This window comes from Arenibacter sp. ARW7G5Y1 (assembly GCF_003201775.1).
Classification (GTDB): Bacteria; Bacteroidota; Bacteroidia; order Flavobacteriales; family Flavobacteriaceae; genus Arenibacter.
Window position 1 is genome coordinate 71,233 of the sequence record NZ_QJJZ01000001.1, and the last position, 22,536, is coordinate 93,768.

Below are 22,536 nucleotides of genomic sequence, written 5' to 3' on the forward strand. Positions count from 1 at the left end.
GCCCAAGGATTACGATGGTAATAAAGAGTACCCCTTAGTGGTAAACCTGCATCATGGGGGTGGAATGGGGAGCGACAATCTAATTCAATTGGACGCAGCCGATCCGTCCAAGCTATTATCGACCCCTGAAAACAGGGAAAAATATCCGGCTTTTATTTTAGTGCCCCAATGTCCCAAGAACTCTAGTTTTAGGGTGCTTCCAGAGCATCAGGGCATTGCTGGGCCAATTTTTGAGGCTATGGAGTCCTTGGAGGAGGAGTATAATATAGACGAAAAGCGCCGCTACGTTATGGGGGTTTCCCTTGGAGGTTATGGTACCTGGCATTTTATTGGTTCCCGACCAGACCTGTTTGCAGCGGCCATACCCATCTGCGGGGGAGGTGATGCGGATATGGCCGGTAATATGGTCAATGTACCTATTTGGGCATTTCATGGTGAAAATGACAAAACTGTTCCTGTACACTTGACAAGGGACGTGATCAAGGCTGTTAGGGCTGCTGGGGGAAGTCCCAAGTACACCGAGTATTCCGCGGGCCATGATATTTGGAACAGGGTGCATACCACTCCTGGATTGCTGGAGTGGCTTTTTGCGCAAAAAAAGGATTGAGGACTTATGTCCCTTAGTGAAAGTGTTTAGAATAAATGGTTAACAAACAGGTATAAATAAAATTAAGATAAACGCATAATTCTTATAATCTCTTTAATTTTATATTAGCCTATAGATAGTCAAACCTGTGTTGATTTACTTCTTGGACAAATATCCCAGATTTAGGATCCAACTTTTACCTCAGCTACAGGATGGTTCAATAAAAAAGCCAATCCACTGCCTCCTTTTCCCCTTCTTCAATAAATCCAACATCGCGGGAGGTAATAATTTGTCCTGCATCGATAAAGCCCAATAGTAAGACCCTTCCTTTTTCCAAAGAGAACAAATGCTCCCCAATACCGAATTCGTAGGTATGGATATTGACCCTTGGTAAGTTTGTCAATTTCATGGCATTGGCCAATACTACTTCGGCTTCACCCTGCATATTACCCGCGGCATTGGTTTCAAGGCTTGGGGGCAATAAAAATCGCTTCAGATCAGTGTTAAAATAGCCGACCACGAGTTTGACAGGCTTGGTGGTTTTGAAACGGAGTTGTGTTCCGTTTTCGATCTGTTCCTTGGCCATGAACCCCAAACCTGTTAAATTCTTGAGTTCAGGAGCCAATTTATGTATTTGGGAAATTTCGTCAACATAGGCACTTTTACCGGACTGTACCTTAAATGATTTGGGTTTTGTTCCCAAAAATTCAACAGTGGCAGTCTGCCACGGGGTAACGATTTCTTTTTTTACCTGTCCATTATCAGAGGCCTTCAGACGATTTAAATTGCGTTTAAAATTTGATAGCTCACGCTGGTAATGGGGCAACATTTCTTCCCACGTTTTGTTCTTGCCATTATCCCCTCCTATAGGGATCCTTCGCTGGGCGGTCTGCATACTGTTCGCATATAGGTAATGGTCTTTTGTCAACTCTACAAGTTCTTCGTAATGTTCTATACTTTTTATTAAATGGGGTAAGGCAGTGTCCAGGTCGGTAAGTTTATTTGAATAACTATAGCGCAACACCGAAATAGCTGCTTTTACTTTTTCCGAGAAGAAATTTGCAAATGCGCGGTAGGCGTAAATATCATTTTTTAAGCGCTCGAATTCCTTTAGGTTCAAAGATACATGGGATGAGGCCTTTTCGATGGCTTGGACAGCAATTTCCCCATGCTTCGTGATTTCGTTGATTATTTGTAGAGGAGTTTCTCCTTCATGGGGTAGACCCTTCCATTCTTTTTCGGCATACTGCAAGAGGATTTCCCCTACAGGTCCACAGGACTCATAAAACCCAGGATAAACCCTCCATTTATATGGATTTACCAATTGACTTTCGAACATGCCCAATAAGAGGGTTTGTCTATTGCCCTCGGTGATTCCGAATCGCCGTAGGGTTTTTGGTGCTATCTCTCCCGATTCCTCGTAGGCAGTGACTATCTGGCCCCCCGCATCCAAGTCGCTTCCATATTTATATGCCAATTGTTGGGCCCAATATTCGGTCTCCTTTTGTTTGTCCCTATCGGCTTTCCAGGCGTACCGTGCCCAAGCCTTGTACCAAATCCAATCCCGATCTATCTGTAAAAGTCGGGGTTCTGTTTTATCTGCCGTATAAGGCCAGTCCCAATATGATGCCTGAGGATACAAGTGTAAAGCGTTGGCACCATGAACGTTGTGCATGGCCTGAACACTTTTCTGTATAAAATCGGGAGAACCATATCTAAAAGGCTCCAAATTGGCCAGAATATGCACATTTGAAATATGAATGGATCCCAAAGAACTTAAATTTTTATGTATTTCAGACCAAGGGCCTCTTGGTTCATAAGTTGTTAACGATTCCCCATTGTATTTATGTGTGGTATATAGATTTTTATATATTGGAAGAGCATGCTCCATGACCAAAGGGGCATCTGTATCATGGGCACGTAAAATAATAGGGGGTTCGTCCGTTCTTCCCGAAGCCTTTAACCCGTCTTTGACTCCAGGTATAATGGTCTGGGTGAACCATTCTATGTCGTTTTCCTTACCGCTCATTGCCTCTCCCAAAGCTACCAAGAGACCTACATTTGGATATTTCTCAATAAAAGCTGCTACAGATTTCCGGGTATAATCTGCTATAACTGGAATTATTGGCCGTTGCCTATCTTGTGTCTTAATTTGATGATGTTCCGCAAAGGGCTTGGAAACAATAATATTATAAAACATCTGAATGACCCATATACCCCTTTTGTCAGCCTCTTCGGACAGGAATCGAAATATCTCTTCGTTCTTTTTAAAGGTTTCGTCACTTACTTCCACGGCATAGGGATAATCTTCCAGTTTTACCAGTGATGCAAAAGGATGTCCATTCCATAAATAAAGGGAATTTAGGCGGTTTTCTACCATCATATCCAAATAGTCCACCCATAATTCCTTGTCATAAAACCAAGGAAAATTTTCAGGTGTATAGGGATATTCGTAGACCGTCCTACCAGGTAGGTATTCGGGTTTTTGAAGACCTATACAGGTACCCCTTAGTACCATTTCTGGCCTGTCCGAAAAATCAATGCCAGTGGGAATTGTTTCTTCCTCTTCTATACGGGAAATTAGTTCTAGAATACCGTACAAGGCGCCAGACGAATCAGTACCTTCAATATAAATTCTATTATCTTTTGAGCTTATCCTGAAACCTTCCTTTATCGATTTTTTTTCGGGAGCTTCTTCGTTCCGTGGATTGTTGCCATTTCTTTCCTCCTTGATAATAATGACCTGGTTGGTTACGTCATCCGCTATAGACTTTGATTCGGTAACGATGTAATCGTTTGCCTTTAGGAATGTTACAAGTTTGGTGGTTCCCCAAACAATTCGAGGAGAGGTTGACTCGCTAACCACTGTTATTCTCTTTTCGTTTGAACAGGACGCTAAAAGACAAAGCGCCGATAAAATAAGGTATCTCATATTTTTATTCATTTTCTGTAATCTCCATTTTTTCATTTATCATTCCAAGCTTATATTATAAATGGGCCTCCCTTAAATACCTCATCAAGTTAGTTTTAAAGGGCTATTTTTTTGCACGTTCCCAACATTCCTGTACTATTTCCTTATACAGCAAAGCCTGTTGCCAACGATCTCCTTCCTCTATTAATTTCCCATGGTGTTCAACGGTTCTGGCATAAAAAATATCGGAACGAAGTAATTCCACGGCAAAACATAAATAGTCTCCCGGGCCAGCCGATTTTAGAAAACCTTGAAAAGAACGCATCCACATTTCCTTAAAATGAGCTACAAAACTTTGGTTTTTATAAGGATCAATATTTACTTGTATACTACCGGGATTTCCTATCCGACCATGAAGAAATCTGACGCGTTCAAATACAGGTGATATAAATGATAGCTTCTCCTCGAAATTGCCATAAACCATTTCTTGACCGGTATACCAATGTGAAAAATCGCCATTAAACCTGATTTCGGGAAAACGCTTTACCAACTCAACAGTTCTGAACATATCTTGGGTAACTGTTGCCCGATGTGTTTCAATATAAATAGGAAAATTGAACTTTTGGGAACTATTTAAAATATACTCTACCAATAAATCAGTCTGTTTGTCCGACTCCAATCCCCAACCTAAATGTATAGTCGCACAATTATAGTCCTGACTTTTCCATTGTGGTATTAAATGATCTAGACCCCCAACCTCATTTACCCTTGCGTGGGCGGTTAAACCCAGGCCAAGTTCTTGGCAAAGTTCGGGTACACCATCTTGAATGCCCTGGAAGCCAGCTTTGGCAATGGCTTCATGTTTCTGCCGGTCTCCACCCCGAGGTCCTGTTGAAAATTCTGGGAGACCATCACAGTTCCCATAGTTAATATCTATTCGTAAGGCCGGAGCATTTGCAGTACCGTCATTGGTATTCATTATCATATATAGGTTCGTTTTAAATTTAAAATAAATACTAATCTGTTGTATTAATTTTAGTCGCTTGGACTATGATTAAATTCCTTAATAAACTATGGTGCATTGTTTCTAAATGAAAAGTATATGTTCTATTTTTTTCAACAATTCAATTTGCCATTACTTTACCGAAAAATCAAAATACAGCACCATATGTTTACTACGAAGGCGCCAGTCATCAAAAGTTCCATAGTCAAAGAAAATGTTTTTCTGGCCTGATGGGCCCAAGCGTTCCGGTTGGTTTGTTTTGCTGCCAATGGCCGGAATAGCCTGCATGAATGAAATATCTCCCTCTGGAAATGAAGGTGATGTACGGGCTTCATATACGCTTTGCGGGTATTGGGGTGTAAACAAACGTAGAAAAACGTCTTCTGTGGATGTGGCAACTAAAAAGTCCTGTTCTTTAGTTTTGATTTTTGCCCAATATAAATTTGAATGATACCCTTTAAACTCAGGATAGATTAGAGGCGAAACTCCTGTTATGGTATTATTGTAGTCTTTTTGATGCCAGCCAAAAGATGCACCCTGCAATCGGTTTTTCCAAACTCTATAGGGCCCTTTACCTACCCACTCTACACCCGTCACTAGATTTTCAGGGTAATCGAAATCAACACCCATGAAATCGAAATCAACATCATATTCTTCAGGTTTGTAATATAGCTCAAGCTTTGCCCAACCTGATGGAAAGAAGGTCCATGTAAATTCTTTCATTCTGGATCCTTTTTCAAAAGAAGCGACCAATTTTATATTCCCATCTTGTTTTATTGTTTCCAAGGACTTAAAAATCACTTTTCCAGCACTTAGATGAGGTCCATTATTAAAAGGGATTTCCCCTATTGTATTCCTTACTTCCCTGAGTAATCCGTCTTTCTTTCCAATTTGATATTTAATACCTCCGGCTTCGATAGTGATAATTTCTTCAGTTTCAGATAAGGCCATCGTTCCGGTCTTCCCAGGATTGGCCATCAATTCGGCAATGGTTTCCTCCGGAATTTTAATTGGCCAACTCCAAGTATAAACTTCTGTGCCAAATTTATCTTTTGCCGTGATATACAAAGCGTCATTTTGAAACCAATTAGGAGGAAGTTCCAGCTGTAATTCTCCAATGCGCCCTGGTTCTATATCTGGAGAAACGGCCGTTCCGGTGATAGTATTCAAGCCTGTATTCTTATTGGGCAGGGGTAATTGGACTAGTTTCCAGGAAAAAGTTAATTCGTTCAAGTTGGTATAAAAATATTGGTTTTCAACCTGAAAGCTTCCATTGAAAGTTTCGGTTATATCCAGATCCTGAAATTGAATAGGTGCCCAAATCTCCTTTATGGCAAAATAACTGCCTTCCTTCTCATGAAACGGTCCTAGAATTCCATCGGCAGCCGAACCCTTGTATGTGTCAAGTTCCCCGGTATCGGTACGTTTAACACCTTCGTCTGCAAACACCCAAAGAAATCCCCCTGAAGCCTGTGGTTTTTCCCAGATCAAATCCCAGAAATCACGTAATCCAGCTCCGCTTCCACCATCGTACATTCCATGTAGAAATTCTGTGGGAAAAACTACTTCATGGCCTTGCCAGTATGTTCCCACGCCATAATTATAAGGACGGTAGTGTTCATTGGACATCCCGTTGAAGGTTTGCCAAGGGTGCACCACCTTGCGTTTTTGGATATCGTATTTGGGAAAAATTGTGTCCAACTCGTAATTATGACCGCCTTCGTTACCATTGTTCCATAATATTATAGATGGATGGTTTACATCTCGAGTGACCATGGCCTTGACCAATTTATGTCCTATGTCCGTATCATAGGAATTGTGCCAGCCGGCCAATTCATTTAGCACAAACAAGCCAAGGGAATCAGCAACATCCAAAAAGTGGGTATCTGGAGGGTAATGCGACATTCGAACCGCATTCATATTCATACTTTTAATTAATTTTACATCTTCAATACTTCGTTTTTTGCTCGAGGTCCTGCCTGCCGTAGGCCAAAAGGTATGTCTATTGACCCCTTTGAACTTAATTTTTACCCCATTTACATATATGCCGTCGCGCTCACGAAGTTCAACAGTTCGGAAGCCGAACCGTTCGAAGACTTCATGGACTACTTTTTTGTTCGATAATAGTTGAAATCTTACTTTATACAATTGCGGTTGCTCTGGATTCCAAGGCTTGATTTCAGTAAAGGTTGAATGGACCTGTACTTTGTTTTTCCCTTTGTTAATTTTTGCAGAAAACGGTTTCCCAATTTTCTTATTGGATAACGTAAACACTTGTGCCTCAACACTTAGTTGGGGTTTTGGCCCGTCTAAATAAATTTCCGCGGTAAAACTACCATTTGCCTTTGCATTAACGGAGGTTCTGTTTATGTTGGTCACCGGCTTCATTTGCAAATAAACTGGTCGGAAAATCCCTCCAAAAATCCAAAAGTCGGCATATCGTTCTGCACGGTTAACAGATTCATTTTCGGAATGCTTTGCTACCTTAACTTCCAGTAAATTATATTCTTCCCCAAAATTCAGCTGATCCGAAATATCATATGAAAACCTATAAAAAGCACCTTGATGAATTGGACCGGCGAGTTTGTTGTTAATTTTAACCTGGGTATCGGTCATGGAACCTTCAAAGACAATTTCTACTTTTTGATTTTGCCATGAGGAAGGAACTTTAAATTCATATTTGTAAAAGCCAATTTCCTTACCTCTTTCCTCGTCCTTGGCATGACCATAATTATAGCTACCAAATCCAAATTGCTCCCAATTGGAAGGGACAGGTATTGTAGTCCATTCCCCACTATTTCTTCCCTCGGAGACTTGAAACTGCCAGGTCTTTTCGTCCTGGTAGCCTTTTCCAGATAGGTATATTCTTTCTGTTTCTGCGGTTTGGCAGAAAACAATTGAATTGAAAAAAACTAAAATAATAGTTAAGTAAATGGTAATACGCATATTATTTAAATGCTTTATACTTGATTTGATAATCATAACCCGGATCTATATCTATTTGATATTTATACTTATCCAAATACTTTATTTTACCGCGGTTAGTTGATGGTGTGACCCTACTGCGAAATATCAAATTTCCCCGACCTTCAACTGAGCTTACCCTAATCTCCCGCTCGGTACAGCTTACAGAAATTTCTCCTTTTGGAGTTGGCACCTTGCCCTCTATCCACTTTAAACCACCCAAGTGTGGTTCTATCACATACTTATTGTATCCGGGAGCGGTGGGTTTCACACCGAGATAGTATTTTCCAAAAAGATAGATGGGACTTGCGCCCCAGGCATGACAAAGGCTCTTACCATAAGGTCTGCCGTACATCGCCAGATGTTCGGAACCTTGTTCCGAGGGATCATATTTTTCCCAAAATGAAGTGGCCCCTAATTTAAGCATATCGCCCCAATAGGAACGAACCTCATCGAGCACCAATTTATGTTCGCCCATGGCACAAAGAGCCTCCAGTTCATAAAACCGCATATATGGGGTAGTTATTTGCTGAATATCGTCATTTAACAACACCTCTTCCTTTACACCCTTTTTTTGGGCCTCCGTAAAATAATCGAAGAAAATTCCGAACATATTGGCGTAGCGTGTAACATTGTCCAAAACTTTGCCGGCTACCCTTTGGTGCATCAGGGCTTTTTTTTCGTCCGACCAAAAAACATCAAAAAGTTTCGTTCGTAATTCTTCGGCCAAGGCAGTATACTCTTTTTCACCAGCTTGGTCACCTGCAATTCCTGCACATAGGGCTATGGCTTCCAAACTTCTGGCGAAGAGCAATTGCTCAAAACTTACCTCGCCAGTTTTGCCCAGGCCATCGGCCCAATCAATAAAGACCCAATCCCCGGGAAGTGGTGACAGCATACCATTTTCATTGCGGCGTTCAAGGCAGAAATCCATGAGGCTTTGCATTCGTGGATAAAAATTCTTAATAAAATCCTCATCACCTGTGTAGAGGTAATAATCGTAGATTCCCACAAACCAATAAAGGGAATAATCCATAATGGTATTAATGTGGGCCGTAACGGGTTCCTTCCCACGAAGGGCCAAAAGAGTTCTCCGTACAGTTGGGGAATCGAAGAATAAATAATAGTTCATAAGATAACTTTGGTGAGCGTCCCCTGACCAGACCCAACGGTCACGCTTAATGCCATCCAAAAAAAATTCACGAGTATTCAAATGCAGGGTATATGCCGAAACTTCCCATATTTTATTCAGCAGTGTGTCCGATGATTTGAATTCTCCCCTATAGTCAACGGGTAAATATTCGTAAAGCATTGAAATGGAATCGTACCGTACGGTGGCATCGGACTGTACTTGTACATAGCGAAAGGCCTTTGAACCCTCAACGGTGTATTCGGAGGTTTGTCTACCATCAAGTTTTAGATAATCGAGCGTTTCACATTTTAAGGAATCTATGGCCTCTTCTTTGGATTCACCATAATACAAAGCTACTTTTCCTTTTCCCTGTAGTCCATGAAATCTTATATAACCAAAGGTTTCCTTGCCAAAATCGAACAAATGTCCTGTTCCTACGGATTCCGATTTTTTGGCATACCAAGGTTCTGTAGGAAGTTTAAATTCCGACGGTTTGTTAGGGGGAGCATTAAAGTTCCAAATTCCTACCGGAATCCAAGGTGTTCCCGATTGGTGGGGCATTCCATTTTCGTCGATCCATAGTTTGTCTTCGTGGGTGGCCATCCAAGTGTTGTCCGATTTTAAATAAGTACCGTTGACAAAAATGGACGGAACCGTTTCTTGATTAAATACCCTAAAGACAATTTTGTGTTTACCTGCAGCAAGGGTGAACCTTTGTGGTTGGCCTTGTACTAGAACATCATCTATCAATAGCATAAATGAACCTTCTGTATAAACACTTACCTCATCGGCCTCTGGCAATTCCAATTCTTTTTGAAAGGTGACCAAGGGGTATGGACTGTAATATTGCCATAGGGGTGGGAGTACAGCTTCACGTTCGGTACGTCTGGCCTGCATTTTATTGCTTAGCCATATTTCATAATCACCAGGATACCATATCCAAGTAGCCTCATGTTTTTTTTCTTGGGCAACCAAATTGTAAGAACCCAAAAATCCAGAGCTGATCAATGAAATTAAAAGGATGATATAAATTTTATAATGCATTGGGTGCCACATTTATATGGGGTATTTTCCAGTATGTTTAAGACATGTTTTTAATTTCCTCATTCTTTCAGAGGCTGTTTTATAACTAAATTTTTGTTTTATTCAATAATCTAATGACCATTGAAAATAATGTACATCGCAACCATCACGATAATCAACATGATCCATAGAATTTTAACTTTTCTCTTCATTTTGGGCAAAACCCCATAATCCAAGGTATTCGATTTTAAAGAACTTGATTTATCAAGAAGGGAAATAACTACGATAAGTATGGATAGGAACACAAAAATATAAAAAGACAGTAGTAGGAAATGTGGCCAAAAACCGTACACTTCGTTGGGGAATACCCAAAGGTACAACCCACCTATTCCTAGACTTAATATTGTTCCGAACAATAATATGGCATTGGCTGCACGGGTGGTCGTCTTTGGCCATAATACCCCAAACAGGAATACTACGGACATTGGTGGGGCTATAAACCCAAGGACCGATTGAAAAACATCGAACAGGTTGAGGCCCTTGATACTGTTGATTGCCATGGTAATACCAATAGCTATTACGGCTCCTGAAATCGTTGCTAGTCGGCCAATTGAAACAATCTTCTTTTGTGTGGCCTGTGGCCTGAATTTTTTCACATAAATATCCATAGTAAATACGGTACTCAGTGCATTAAGGGCCGAATCTATAGTACTCACCAAGGCGGCTATAAGTATGGCCATGACCAGACCGATCATCCCGGTTGGGAACAAATTGGTGACCATGGTCATATAGGCCTCATCGGGGTCAGTCAAATCAGGGAAAAGAATCAGGCACATGATTCCGGGCAAAATGAAAAGTACGACATCCAATATTTTTAACCATCCCGTGAAATTAGCTCCCAATTGGCCTTCACTAATATTTTTTGCGCCCAAGACGGATTGAACCATTGATTGATCCGTACACCAAAACCAAACGCCCATGACGGGATATCCCAATACAATGGCTATCCAAGGATAATTGGCATCATCAGCGGGTAGCAATAGGTTCCAAAACCCGGCTGGTGTTTTGTCTATTAAAACTCCTACTCCACCAACAGCGTTAAGACCTACCAAAGTTAGGGCAAGTGATACTGCAATTAGCAATACCATTTGAAATACATTGGTATAAGCTATAGCTTTTAGCCCCCCAGCAATGGTAAAAAAGCTTGCGATAATCAGGAGGACAATTACAGAGAAGACCATGGGCAGATCCAAAATCTGTTGGATCAATATACCTCCTGCAAATAATGTAAGGGACAACCAACTTATTAGAATAGTTACTATAGTGTACCACGCCAGAATGTTTTGTGTACTGTCACCAAATCGCTTTCCCATGAACTCAGGTAAGGTCTGTACCTTTGACCCCATATACCTTGGAGCAAAAACCACTGCCAACAAGAAAATAAAGATAAAGGCATACCATGCAAAATTGCCGGCCACAATCCCTGTTGTATAACCAATACTGGCGGAGGCAATCAACATGGAAGGGCCAACATTGGTTCCCCACATTGTAAATCCTATGCTGGGCCAACCCAATGAATTACCCGCTAAAAACAAGTTTTCATCAACAGCCCTTTTTTTTCTAAAACTTACCCAATATCCAATACCAATTAAAGTAAATAGATAAAGTCCTACAACCATAAAATCTAATGGCTTGAGTAATTCGTGAATCTCCATGTAATTTGCATTTTTTAATAGCCGTAGGGGACGAAAGATTTAAAAATTGTACCCTGCCAATAAATTAAACCGATAATTCCTTATTTCTTTCACCATCTTCCACAAAAGGTTCTGCCCAATATAAGGGTGATCCGTCTTTCTTTAAAATAGGTTCGGGAGAATATTGTAGCAACAAAACCCGTCTTGCCTTGTTGGTACGGTTTGGACCGCTTTTATGAAAACAAGTGCTTGAAAATAGTGCCACATCTCCTGCATTTAGAATGGCCGGCACCCCTGGATTATCCCCAAAGTAACCTACTTTGTCGTTCGTTTCCGTATCGAGTTTATGATCTATACGGTCTTTAACTCCAGCGTCTTTGTATGGTAACAGGTATACCGTACCATTCTCTTCGGTTACATCGTCTAAGGGACACCAAATGGAAAGGTATTGACAATGGTCGAAATCAAGGTAGCCTGAATCTTGGTGCCAGGAGAATCTAGTTCTCTTGTCCGCACCCTTAACTACAAATTGCTCCAAGAAGAGATATACATTATCACCTAATATTTTTCTTGTAATTTCCTCTAATGTCTCACTAAATATGAGGTCTTGCATGGCCTGACTTTCCTTATACCGAAGGGCGATGAAATACCGCCTACCTTTGTGGTTTATCTCATCCATTTCAACCCCCTTGCGTCCCATTTCTTCATCTTTTTCGAGCATGAATTTTTGGCAATCTTTTCGCAAACGTTCAATTAGTGCCTGAGGAATTATATTCTTTAAGATACAGAACCCATCTTCCTTGTAATTTTTTAATTGTTCCTCTGATAATATTGTTTTCATTTTTTTGAATTTTAATAATTGATTTAATGTTTGATTATTTAATTTATGCTACTTTACTTATTTCCGAATTTCAGGATTCCAAATGTCCCATATCCCATTAAAACCATCATTTATGGTAATCTTAATGGACTTGGCCATATCCATTTCCCCAGTGTGGGCTATGGAGAATGGATACCATGGTAGTACTGTCCCCTTTTTGACCCATACCGGCATTTCTTCCAAGGGAATTTGGATATCTTTTAACCAACACGGACCTGTTTTGTTTTCACCAGTGAAAAAATTGACCCAATCCCCATCGGGTAAGTAAATATCCCTCTGGTTGCTGGATGCCATAACCGGGGCGACCAGGAAACTGTCTCCAAAATAGTATTGGTCATCTATATGCCAACACATTTTATCCTGTGGATGGTGTAAGGTCAGGGCCCGCAAAACTGGAAATCCGGTCGAGGTTGTTTTTTTGCTTTGTTCCCATATATAGGGTATTAAGGCATATCTCAATTTCCACCATTTCTTAATGGCGCCCGCGATATTTGGGTAGTGGTATGGTTCGCGTTTAGAGGTGCCATGATATCTTATATGGGAGGTAAAAACACCAAATTGTGTCCATCGTAAATATAAGTCGTCCGGCACTATAGAGTTCATGAAGTTGGGCACCCCATGAAAACCTGGCACATCATGGCTCCAAAAACCAAATCCTGAAAGTCCAAGATGGAGCCCCCCCTTCAAAGACCCGGCCATACCGTCCCATGAGGCTGCAGCATCACCACCCCAGTGTATAGGATAGCGCTGGCAACCCGCCCAACCTGCTCTGGCCCAAATTAGGGCCTCGCCTGTCATTTCTTCTGTTACTTCAAAAGCAGCCCTTTGATACAAAAGAGCGTAAAGATTGACCAAATTCTCTGAGGACAGCCCCTTATACTTTGCTTCCATGTGGATTTCTTCCCCAAAATCAGTCTTTATGCATGCAACCCCTAATTTCAAGAGGTCTCTCAATAGATTTTTGTACCATTCAACTGCTTCGGGATTGGTGAAATCGATAGTGCCAGCATAATCCAATGTGCTGAAATTGGAACCACTCTGTCGCTCGGACTTTGGCATGACGGCCATAAATAGATTATCCTTGGCTTCCTTGAACTGTTCGGCTTCGGCACCGATGTAGGGCATTTGCCACAGGCTTAACTTGAACCCCTTATCTGCAAGATTTTTAACGAATCTTTTTGGATTTGGAAAACGTTCTTGATTGAATTTCCATTCGCAAAGCCAGTCGGTTTTGAACCATCCCGTATCTAGATGTATTACATCACAGGGATAATCTTCGGTCCTTAATCGATCTGTTATACTGGTTACCTCTTCCTCTGAAAAATAAGTCATCCGGCTCATCCATACACCAAAGCTCCATAGCGGAGGCAGACTAGGAAAGCCTGTAAGACAACGATATTGATATAAAATTCGTTCGGGACTTTTGTCGGCCATTAGGAAAAGATCTAAGGTGTCTGACTTTATACAACCCATTACCGATCTACTGGAGAAGTCGGCAACCGAAAGTTTAGTATGGGAAGAGGTGTGCATGAATAAGCCGTAACCCTTACTGGAAAGGTAAAAGGGGACATTTTTGTAGGCTCTTCTATTGTTCACACCTTGTCCATCCCGATTTCTTAATTCAATGGTTTGTCCGGCAAGATCCAATTTCCGGAAGCGCTCCCCTGTACCGGTAAACTTTTCATCGGCCGCAGCCTGAACAGAGAATACTACCTTTTCGGGACGTTCCTGTTTCTCTATTAGAGCAAGACCCAACGCATCCATTCTACCTGGAAAGAACTGATCAAAGGCACTAAGTTCAATTTTCGTTTCACCATCTGGATAAAAAAGAATCTGAAAACTATTTTGGGGTGGTGGAAGTAGGTCGCTCCAATAATCTATTTCGGGATCCTGTAGCAAAATCACAGCTCTAACGCTATCTTGACTATCGCGTATTATCCAACGATCTGTTAACACTTCGTATTTCAAAGAGGAAGCTGTGACTGAATCGTCAAAATACAGCATTGGGGAATTCAAAAATACACCTTCTCCAAAATCGAGCCCCATTCTTAAAATACCGCTATTATAGCATCTGAGAATCAGTTTGTGGTTTTTGAGGCTTACGTTCATTTCCGGTTCCATTTCCATTATTGGCTTTTGAAGCCTAAATGGAAGTGTTAAGACAATGTCCGTTCCTGATTGTTCAATATGTACAGGTCGCTCTGCCCTCCATAGTCTTTGAGCATTATCGGAACTCCCGTTTGTTGGATCGAAATCCAAGAAATCATAAAGATGAAAATCAGTTCTATTCATAATATTCGGATGCATTATATATCTTGAAAGGGTTTAGCTCTTATAAGCGCTCTTCTTGCTTTTCGGTTATTTTATTGAAAAACACCCATGTTTCGTTACGTTTGGTACCTTTAATCCCTGTCTGATATTTAGCCATCAACGCATTCCATTCGTCCATCCTTGGATTATTCTCACTTGTTTTGGGGTTCAATTCTTTCAGGTTTTTTCCCTTGGGAATACTGATTGCCAAAAGCAATTGTTTTCCATTTCTAAATACCAGAAGTTGTTGAAAATCGGCATTACAAAAACCATTGGCTACTTCTGGCCATTTTTCAAATTGTGTGCTGTGGTACTTCATATATTCTTCTTGTAATATAGGATCCTGCACCAATTGTGCAGTGAGTAGAATATGCTCCCATTCCGTGGCCAACACAGTGTCCGGACAGTTTTTAGATTTCATGAAACTGTAGAAAGGAGTTTCATAAACTTTTAATCGAGCTTTTGGATAGGCCTGGAACAACTGTGCTTTTAGATCTTCCACATTACTAATTTGGCCATATATTACCCAATGTTTTTTCCATTTGTAAACCTCTACCTTATTGGTACCGGTCTTATTTATAATAAATTGAATTTTTTCGATATCGAAGGAGCGACCCATTAATTCGATAGCAGAAAATTTGGCGGCATTCTTCTGTATATTGTTTATAATGTTCTGATCTTTAAATATGGAACCCACGGTGTTTTGTAAATATATTTGGGAAGGTTTGTTTTTTTCATGTGCACCAAAAAGGGACATTGACCATATGATTAAGTAGGCGGATAAAAGCAATTTTATTTTAACAATATGTTTTTTCATATGGGATTTTGGTAATTAACTAGAAAATAGACAGTTGTGTACTTTTCTTTTCTGTTATACTAATTTTTTCTTATAAGTTTAAACTTTAGCTTTGGCGCATATTTGTACTGTGACCGATTTTGTCATTTCCGATCTCTATAATCAGAGTATAAGATTGAATATTGGGAATAATTTTTGTATCAATGAAATATATCCCTCTCTTTAAATTCTTTAGGGTGAATGTAGATTCTTTCAGGTTCCGTAATTGGAATAATATCTGCAAATTCCTTCTCAATGCCTGAATTATTGATAATCTCCAATGCTTCTCCCGAGAAATCATCTTCTCTAAAGGAGTGGGTGGCTTCAATGATATTATTGGTACCATTATTCATTAGCAAATTATTTTTTACATAGTTCTGCCGGGCAATAATGTCATGGCACCTTTTTGTCCAAAGATGCAACCACATCCATTTGTAGCTAGGATTGCTCACCACGTTTCGGGTAATGGTCCAATAGGCAGATCCATCATCAGGGTAAATACTGCGGGGCCCGTTGAAAATGTAATTGCCTTCAATGGTCGAATTTGGTTGTTCCCCTAGTACATAAATAATGCCTCCATCGTCCAATACCTGATGCGTGTTTCCAGCTTTATTGAACCTTATGTGATTGTTTCCGGCAACGGTAGAGGGAGGAATTTCTGCATTGCCCCACCACCAACCACAAGTAATGGCGCCATATGGGGTAAAGGCAATGTCATTATGCTCAATGTTCACATTAGAAACGAAAAATGAGGTAATGCTCTCAACTTGCCTAAAATCTAGACTAACGTTTCTGATGTAATTATTGGAAACTGAAATCTTTTCACAAAGTCCCTCTATCCCTGGCCCATAGAGGTCTCCATCCCCTATCTTATAATGTTGTGGATGACCAATGTTAACAGCATTTCCCAACATATTATTAAAGTAGTTCCCTATCACTTCACTGTTTTTCACATCGTTGACCAGGTTAATGGCTATGGCAGAACCAATATTTTCAAATCTATTTCGAAAGAATCCGATATGCTCGGCATTTTTAACTTCCACGGCCCCAGTGGGCACGTCGGTGCTATTGTATTCGGTAGGATGCCAGTTGCCTCCGGGAACATATTTTACGGCCAGCCCTAGACTTTGGATTCCGGCAAAACCATGGGAACCTGCTACCGTCATCAATGGCCAGTCGTCATGCGAAAAGGTAATTCCTTCGAACCTAATATTTTTGGCTTTAGATTTTGTAGAAGACCCCTTTATTTTTATTAGCCCTTCCGATGTCGGTGCAATTACCTCAACTTTTGACATGTCTTCGCCAGAGTTGTAATAGTATAGTGTTTTGGAAGTCTTGTCAAAGTAAAATTCCCCAGGGTTATCCAATAACTCCATGGCATTTCTGATGATAAAATTCTTTTTATAGTTGATTTTTCCGGCCCAGGCCATATTAGTGGCAATGGCTCCATATGGTTGTTGTAATTTGATTACCGTGGTATCTCCAAATTTTTCTATTTCCCTTGCACAGAGTATTTTCTCTGTCCATATATTAAATTGTACAAGTTCAATGTCATCGGGATTATTATAGTTGCCCACGGCGGAGGAAGCAAATTTTATACCGTCTATGCCCAATCCGGAACCAAAGGTCCAATCCTCATTTCCGGTTATCCCAAAAGTTCCCCAATCACCTAAGCCAGGAAGTGGAACCTCTGTTCCGGCCATTCGCATACGTACTCCGTTAACAAAAAGGGAGCGTAATTTGGTTGTGCGATCTAAAGGGGCTTTATATAAATTTCCATCTACTTTTTCCCAGCCCGTCACCTTGGTTCCCCCGCTTAATAGGGGTGTGGTATTCTTATAAGCCCTGAAAATAACGTTGAATCCATTTTTCCCTGAATGTTTTTCAGTCAAAAGGATTGGATCCGAAATTCGATGGGTACCGTTATGTAGATACACTATAATATCAGACTTCATCTTTTTACTGATTTTGGTCACCGCATCAACTCCTTGCTGCAGTGTTTTAAAAGGTTTTTCAAGGGAACCATCACCCTTATCGGTAACTGACGGATTTACGTGTATTTCCTGTTGTGATCGCACTGTGAAAACAACGGAAATCAGTAATAAAGTCAATAAAAGAGTGTTTTTCATTTCTTACATTTTAAATGTTCCTATTCCTATTTTTTTATTTACAGCAGGCATTGGGATTATTGAGCAACGCCCAATAATCGAACAAAATCATTGTTAGCAGCTATCAAAAGGCCTTTCTTGGGGTTTTTGTTTTTTCCTATGATAATCGATTTCATTTTTTTTACATCACCGGGAATATGTAATCCTGAAGTATAATTCTTTATGGGTTCGAAATTCCCAGATCCATCTCCTTTCAAAAACAAGCCAGTTCCTGCATCATTGCGCGGAGTTTCCACTTCGGAATTAAATAGGTTTCCTGCTATCACCAGGTCATTTAATCCATCTCCATCAAAGTCGTCATAAAGGGAGCCAAAAACTGAAGACACCTGAGCCTCCAAGGGCATTTTTTTAAGTTCAAAACCATCACTTTTGTTTATAAGAATACTGTTTGAAAATGTATGGGCAAGGTAATGTGTTGCTTTCTCCAACGATTGTCTATCGTATACGTCTTCTAAGGTCGCCGCGGCAAAGGAAGTGTAATCTTTGAATTTTTTCTTTAAGGAAGGTATTTGCTGGGTAGAACATTCCTTGCCCCTTAAAGGGAAAAGTGTATCATTTTGATAAAAACTTAGCACTATGTCAAGCTCCCCATTGTTATCGAAATCACTGGAATATAGATTGAATGGAGCCCTTGGCTTTGCTTTGTATTTATAATTTTCCCCTAGGTTGCCCAAAACATAGTCCAATACCCCATCATTGTTTATATCGGCCTCTGAAATGGAAAACCACCAACCATTGCTTTTTTCCAGAATTGGGTCACCTTCTACTTTAACAAGTTTGCCCGCCTTGTTCTGAAATACAGTAATAGGCATCCATTCTCCTACGAGAATCAAATCCTGCGTTCCGTCATTATTCTGATCGGACCACAAAGCGTCTGTAACCATACCTGGATATTCCAGCTCAGGTCCATGGGTAGATGTTATATCCTTAAAATTACCATTTACATTTTCGAGCAAGTAACTACGTCCAGACCGTGGATATTGCCCTGGTAGCAAACGGCCTCCAACAAATAGGTCCAAATCGCCATCTTTATCAAAATCATTGGCTTTTACGACACCTCCACTGGAAGTCATAATGGGCAATGCCGTTTTTGACCTACTTAACTGGCCCTTCCCGTCATTGAGATACAACCGATCTTGGTAATACATATCGCCTATGGGCATTTCATTGCCACCACTTACCACATAGAGATCTTGGTCGCCATCGTTGTCGGCATCAAAAAAAAGGGCATCTATATCCTCTTGAAATTTGTCATCAACCATTGCTTTTTGGTACAACTTGCTAAAGGTCTCATCGTTGTTTTGAAGATATATGGCCCCTTCATAACCCTTGGCACCGCCTATAAAGAAATCTTGTAATCCATCATTATTAATATCACCTACGGCTAGGGCGGGTCCAAAAGTGGACATTTTGTGCGGTAGAAGAACTTCTCTTTCAAAATCATCAAATCCGTTTTCCATATGCTCATGTACTATTCCGCTTTCCACAGTTCTATCAAAAAAGATAGTATTGTTATCTGTTGTTTGTTTGGGAGTGGGCATTATTGCATCTTGGTAATCCAAAACTACCAACTGGTCTGATTCAAGGTTCCTTAGTTCTGATATTTTGCCATCTGGCCAATTCACCTGTAAAAGATCTATTTTGGCATTTTTGCCCAGTCCAAAATGTAGATTGTGATCAATACTCGATTGATAGCCACGAGTAACCTGTTGCTCCAAGAATTGTTTACCGTCAGCCGATTGTAGCATTACTTTTGCACCAATAGCATTTAGATTTTGGTGTTTGCCTTTCAATTGGACCGTTAAATATCGATTATCGGTCAATTTAGAAGCATTATTTTTGTAAATATGAGCCACCTCGTCAATATTATTGACAATTAAATCCATATCGCCGTCATTGTCCAAATCGGCATAGGCGGCCCCATTGGAATAGGAGGGTAACTGTACGCCCCACAGGTCGTTCATCTTTTCAAAATGTAGACCATTGGTATTTTTATAAACTGGGTTTACCGCTATTTCCGGTGGTATGAAGCCAAGGATTTCCTTGACCAAGGTTGGTATGTCTGGCTGAATTTTATTCATTTCAGTTTGAATCCTTTCCCTTCTATAGTTGTCGTAATCCTTATTGTTTGTATTTTTTCTTATACCGTTGGTTACAAATAAGTCCTTATATCCATCATTATCGAGATCAACAAATAGGGGTGCCCAACTCCAATCGGTACTTGACAAACCTGCCATTGGTGCAATATCCGAAAAGGTTCCGTTGCCATTGTTGAGCTGAAGTGTATTGCGCATGTACTGATAATGTCCTCCTACCCTGGTCAATACTTCAAAGGCTTTTGGGTTCATGGAGGCCATATTCGTTTTGCTACCAAAATTGGTTGAAGATTTCATATCTACCACAAAAAGGTCTTGCCACCCGTCATTGTCTATATCAGCCATATCCACGCCCATTGAAGAGGAGGAGATATGGTTCATGGCTTGTAATGCATCTTCTTTTAACTTGCCATCGCCCAAATTTCGATATAAAAAATCGCGACCCAAAAAATCGTTGCATACGTAAATATCGGGTATTCCATTATTGCTCAAATCACCAATGGCAATACCAAGGCCATCTCCCAACACGGACTGATCGATGCCTAGGGATGCTCCTATCTCCGTATAATATCCATCATCATTTCTATACAGCTTGTCCGCAGTGTCAGTATCGTTTTCATACGCAGCTATCGGTTTGGAAAGTTCCCTAACAGGGTCCACTGCATGATTAAGCAAGTACATATCAAGGTCACCATCCTGATCGTAATCAAAAAATGAGGACTGAATGGAGTTGGCACTATCATTTAATCCATATTCCTTGGCTTTCTCTGTAAATGTATGGTCACCATTGTTTACATATAAAAGGTTGGTTCTAAGTTGCGGTTGCAACCTTCCCGATCGGCATAGGTAGATATCTAAAAATCCATCTTGATTTATATCAACCATGGTAACACCCGTTTTCCAACCTGGAATAGAATCCAATCCTGAGCCATTGGTGATGTCCTTAAATTTAAAATTCCCTTGATTTAAATATAATTTGCCAGATTTTTGATTCGAACTTAAATAGATATCAATAAGTCCATCGTTATCAATATCACCAACTGCCACTCCACCACCATTATAAAAATTAGTATAAGTAAGAACATTATCGTGATCGCTATACCCTTCTTTTATATCGTTTGAAAAGAAAATGCCCGTTTCGTTCGCATCAATCAGTTCAAGTAAAGTAGTTGCACCTTGATTAGGGCCACTGCAGGCATTGATTAATAATATGCTTGGCACCAAAAGGTAAAGAACTAAATTTTTATTTGATCTAATTATCATAGCAATCATTCAATTTTACTAGTCGTTACAAGCGGAAAACTAAGTGTGGATTTTTAATAATCCATTAGTGTTTTACGCTTTTCTTGTAAAAGGAGGGCATACAACTTTATTAGGGCATCCCCTCCAACTAAAACCAAATAGACTGTTTAATTATCCGGATATCCAGGGTTTTGCTCTAAATTTGGATTAAGCGCAACTTGCAAAGCTGGAATTGGATACACCCATCTATAGTCTTCGGACACAGCTTTTTTCTCGGTCCAAGTCCCGCTTAGGAACGTACCAAAACGTATTTGGTCTGTTCTTCTAATGGCATCCCATTGCATTTCACGTCCCCTTTCAGCTAAAATATCATCTAAAGTTATCGATACTAGTGGCGTGGCATTTCGCTTATCCCTTAATTCGTTGATAATATCCAAAGCCGAATCGCTACTGGACCCTCCCCTTAAGATAGCTTCTGCTTTCATTAAGACAACATCGCCTAGACGCAGAAAAACAAACTTGGTGTCCGCATCAGGGGAATTTTTCATCATTTTAAAGCCTTCGTTGGGGTCTGCACCAAGCAATTTTACATTTTTCTGGTAATCGATCCCTGATAGTTCTTCTCCATTTTTTTTGTACTGTTTTCCAACTAAAATACCCTGAGGAATTAGAACCGACTCATCCGCGGGGTCAAAGTCTGCCTCATTGAATACATATCCACTGGTACCAGGACCTTTACCCAATCTATCATCATCCGACTCATATAAATCGTACAATTCAGGGGTAATGGAAAACCCGTTCCAGCCACCTTGGTTAGATGACAAATAGGGTTGCCACAATTTTGACATATTATCTATTGAAACGAAAATATTCTCCGTACCCTCTCCACGCCAATTGACAAAGTAATCATCGTCTAGTGCATAACCTGAGTTTATAATTTTATCGGCATTGGCTATTACGTTGTTCATATCTTCAACATTGAACGAAAAAGTACCAGGTCCTTCAGACTCATAGACCGCTTTGTTTAAAGCAATTCGTGCCTGCAACGCATATACGGCTTCTTTAGTTGCGAAGTCGTGATTTGATGGTCCCAAACTTGGCAAATCGGCAACAGCTTCGTTCAAGTCTTGGATTACGAATTGCAAGGCTTCTTTTCTTGTATAAACTTTTGGGTCAATGGTAACGGGTTCATCAACCTGTCTTACGGGCACCACTCCAAAAAAGTCTAACAATTGCCACATGGCGAAAGCCCTAAGAAATTTTGCTTCCGCTACCTGAAGGTTGGAACCGCCATAAAAAATTACTTCAGAGGCGTTGAAAATATTTCGGTTCAGGCGTGACCAAACCGAATTTAGGTCTTCTTGGTTTGGAGTCCATTCATGTGTGTGAATTTGAATAAACCTACCGCCATTTGCCCAGTCGCCAGTGGTTCTTATGGGAGTAATCATCAAATCGGATGGCATATTCTGCAAACCGCTAGATTGCTCATAGGTATTGTAGTTCCCGGCAAAGCTCCTATATAGGGCATTTAATATTTCTGTAGGATTGCCACCTTCCTCTTCGGGTATAATGGAATCAACATTATCAATCTCTAGATTGGTACAGCCAATAAAAAAGATACTGGCCACTATAGATGTGCTTAAAAATAATCCTGTTTTTATATTTAGAATTTTCATACAATTTTTGTTTGGG

Annotated in this window: 12 protein-coding genes; 1 reads left to right on the forward strand and 11 read right to left on the reverse strand. The window is 40.4% G+C overall.

Annotation, left to right across the window (positions count from 1 at the left end; translation table 11 throughout):
* Nucleotides 1-607 (forward strand): prolyl oligopeptidase family serine peptidase (locus C7972_RS00290; RefSeq protein ID WP_146216252.1); only part of this gene is annotated, 607 nt, incomplete at its 5' end.
* A 196-nt stretch (nt 608-803) separates the two neighbouring features.
* Here C7972_RS00290 and C7972_RS00295 read toward each other — a convergent pair.
* From C7972_RS00295 to C7972_RS00345, 11 genes are all read right to left on the reverse strand, one after another.
* Nucleotides 804-3,518, reverse strand: coding sequence for a hypothetical protein (locus tag C7972_RS00295; protein WP_110354759.1), 2,715 nt, complete (start codon nt 3,516-3,518; stop codon nt 804-806).
* 103 nt (nt 3,519-3,621) lie between these two features.
* A complete protein-coding gene (locus tag C7972_RS00300; protein ID WP_110354223.1) occupies nt 3,622-4,482 on the reverse strand; it encodes a hypothetical protein in 861 nt (286 codons plus the stop codon).
* 150 nt (nt 4,483-4,632) lie between these two features.
* A complete protein-coding gene (locus C7972_RS00305; RefSeq protein ID WP_220020838.1) occupies nt 4,633-7,482 on the reverse strand; it encodes a glycoside hydrolase family 2 TIM barrel-domain containing protein in 2,850 nt (949 codons plus the stop codon).
* The gene (locus tag C7972_RS00310) at nt 7,448-9,640 is read right to left on the reverse strand and encodes an alpha-L-rhamnosidase C-terminal domain-containing protein (protein WP_110354224.1); all 2,193 of its coding nucleotides are present in this window, start codon (nt 9,638-9,640) and stop codon (nt 7,448-7,450) included. The genes C7972_RS00305 and C7972_RS00310 overlap by 35 nt, the downstream gene beginning before the upstream one ends.
* 110 nt (nt 9,641-9,750) lie before the next feature.
* The gene (locus tag C7972_RS00315; RefSeq protein ID WP_110354225.1) at nt 9,751-11,334 is read right to left on the reverse strand and encodes a sodium:solute symporter; all 1,584 of its coding nucleotides are present in this window, start codon (nt 11,332-11,334) and stop codon (nt 9,751-9,753) included.
* 64 nt (nt 11,335-11,398) lie between these two features.
* Nucleotides 11,399-12,154 (reverse strand): phytanoyl-CoA dioxygenase family protein, encoded by a 756-nt coding sequence (locus C7972_RS00320; RefSeq protein WP_110354226.1) that lies wholly within the window; start codon nt 12,152-12,154, stop codon nt 11,399-11,401.
* 57 nt (nt 12,155-12,211) lie between these two features.
* On the reverse strand, nt 12,212-14,485 hold the full coding sequence (locus C7972_RS00325) for an alpha-xylosidase (protein WP_110354227.1): 2,274 nt from the start codon (nt 14,483-14,485) through the stop codon (nt 12,212-12,214).
* Between the two features lie 40 nt (nt 14,486-14,525).
* A complete protein-coding gene (locus tag C7972_RS00330) occupies nt 14,526-15,320 on the reverse strand; it encodes an L-rhamnose mutarotase (RefSeq protein ID WP_220020839.1) in 795 nt (264 codons plus the stop codon).
* Nucleotides 15,321-15,499: 179 nt separating this feature from the next.
* On the reverse strand, nt 15,500-17,467 hold the full coding sequence (locus C7972_RS00335; protein WP_110354228.1) for a hypothetical protein: 1,968 nt from the start codon (nt 17,465-17,467) through the stop codon (nt 15,500-15,502).
* Nucleotides 17,468-17,523: 56 nt separating this feature from the next.
* A complete protein-coding gene (locus C7972_RS00340; protein ID WP_181422785.1) occupies nt 17,524-20,865 on the reverse strand; it encodes a VCBS repeat-containing protein in 3,342 nt (1,113 codons plus the stop codon).
* Nucleotides 20,866-21,011: 146 nt separating this feature from the next.
* On the reverse strand, nt 21,012-22,520 hold the full coding sequence (locus C7972_RS00345) for a RagB/SusD family nutrient uptake outer membrane protein (RefSeq protein ID WP_110354230.1): 1,509 nt from the start codon (nt 22,518-22,520) through the stop codon (nt 21,012-21,014).
* Nucleotides 22,521-22,536 lie beyond the last annotated feature (16 nt).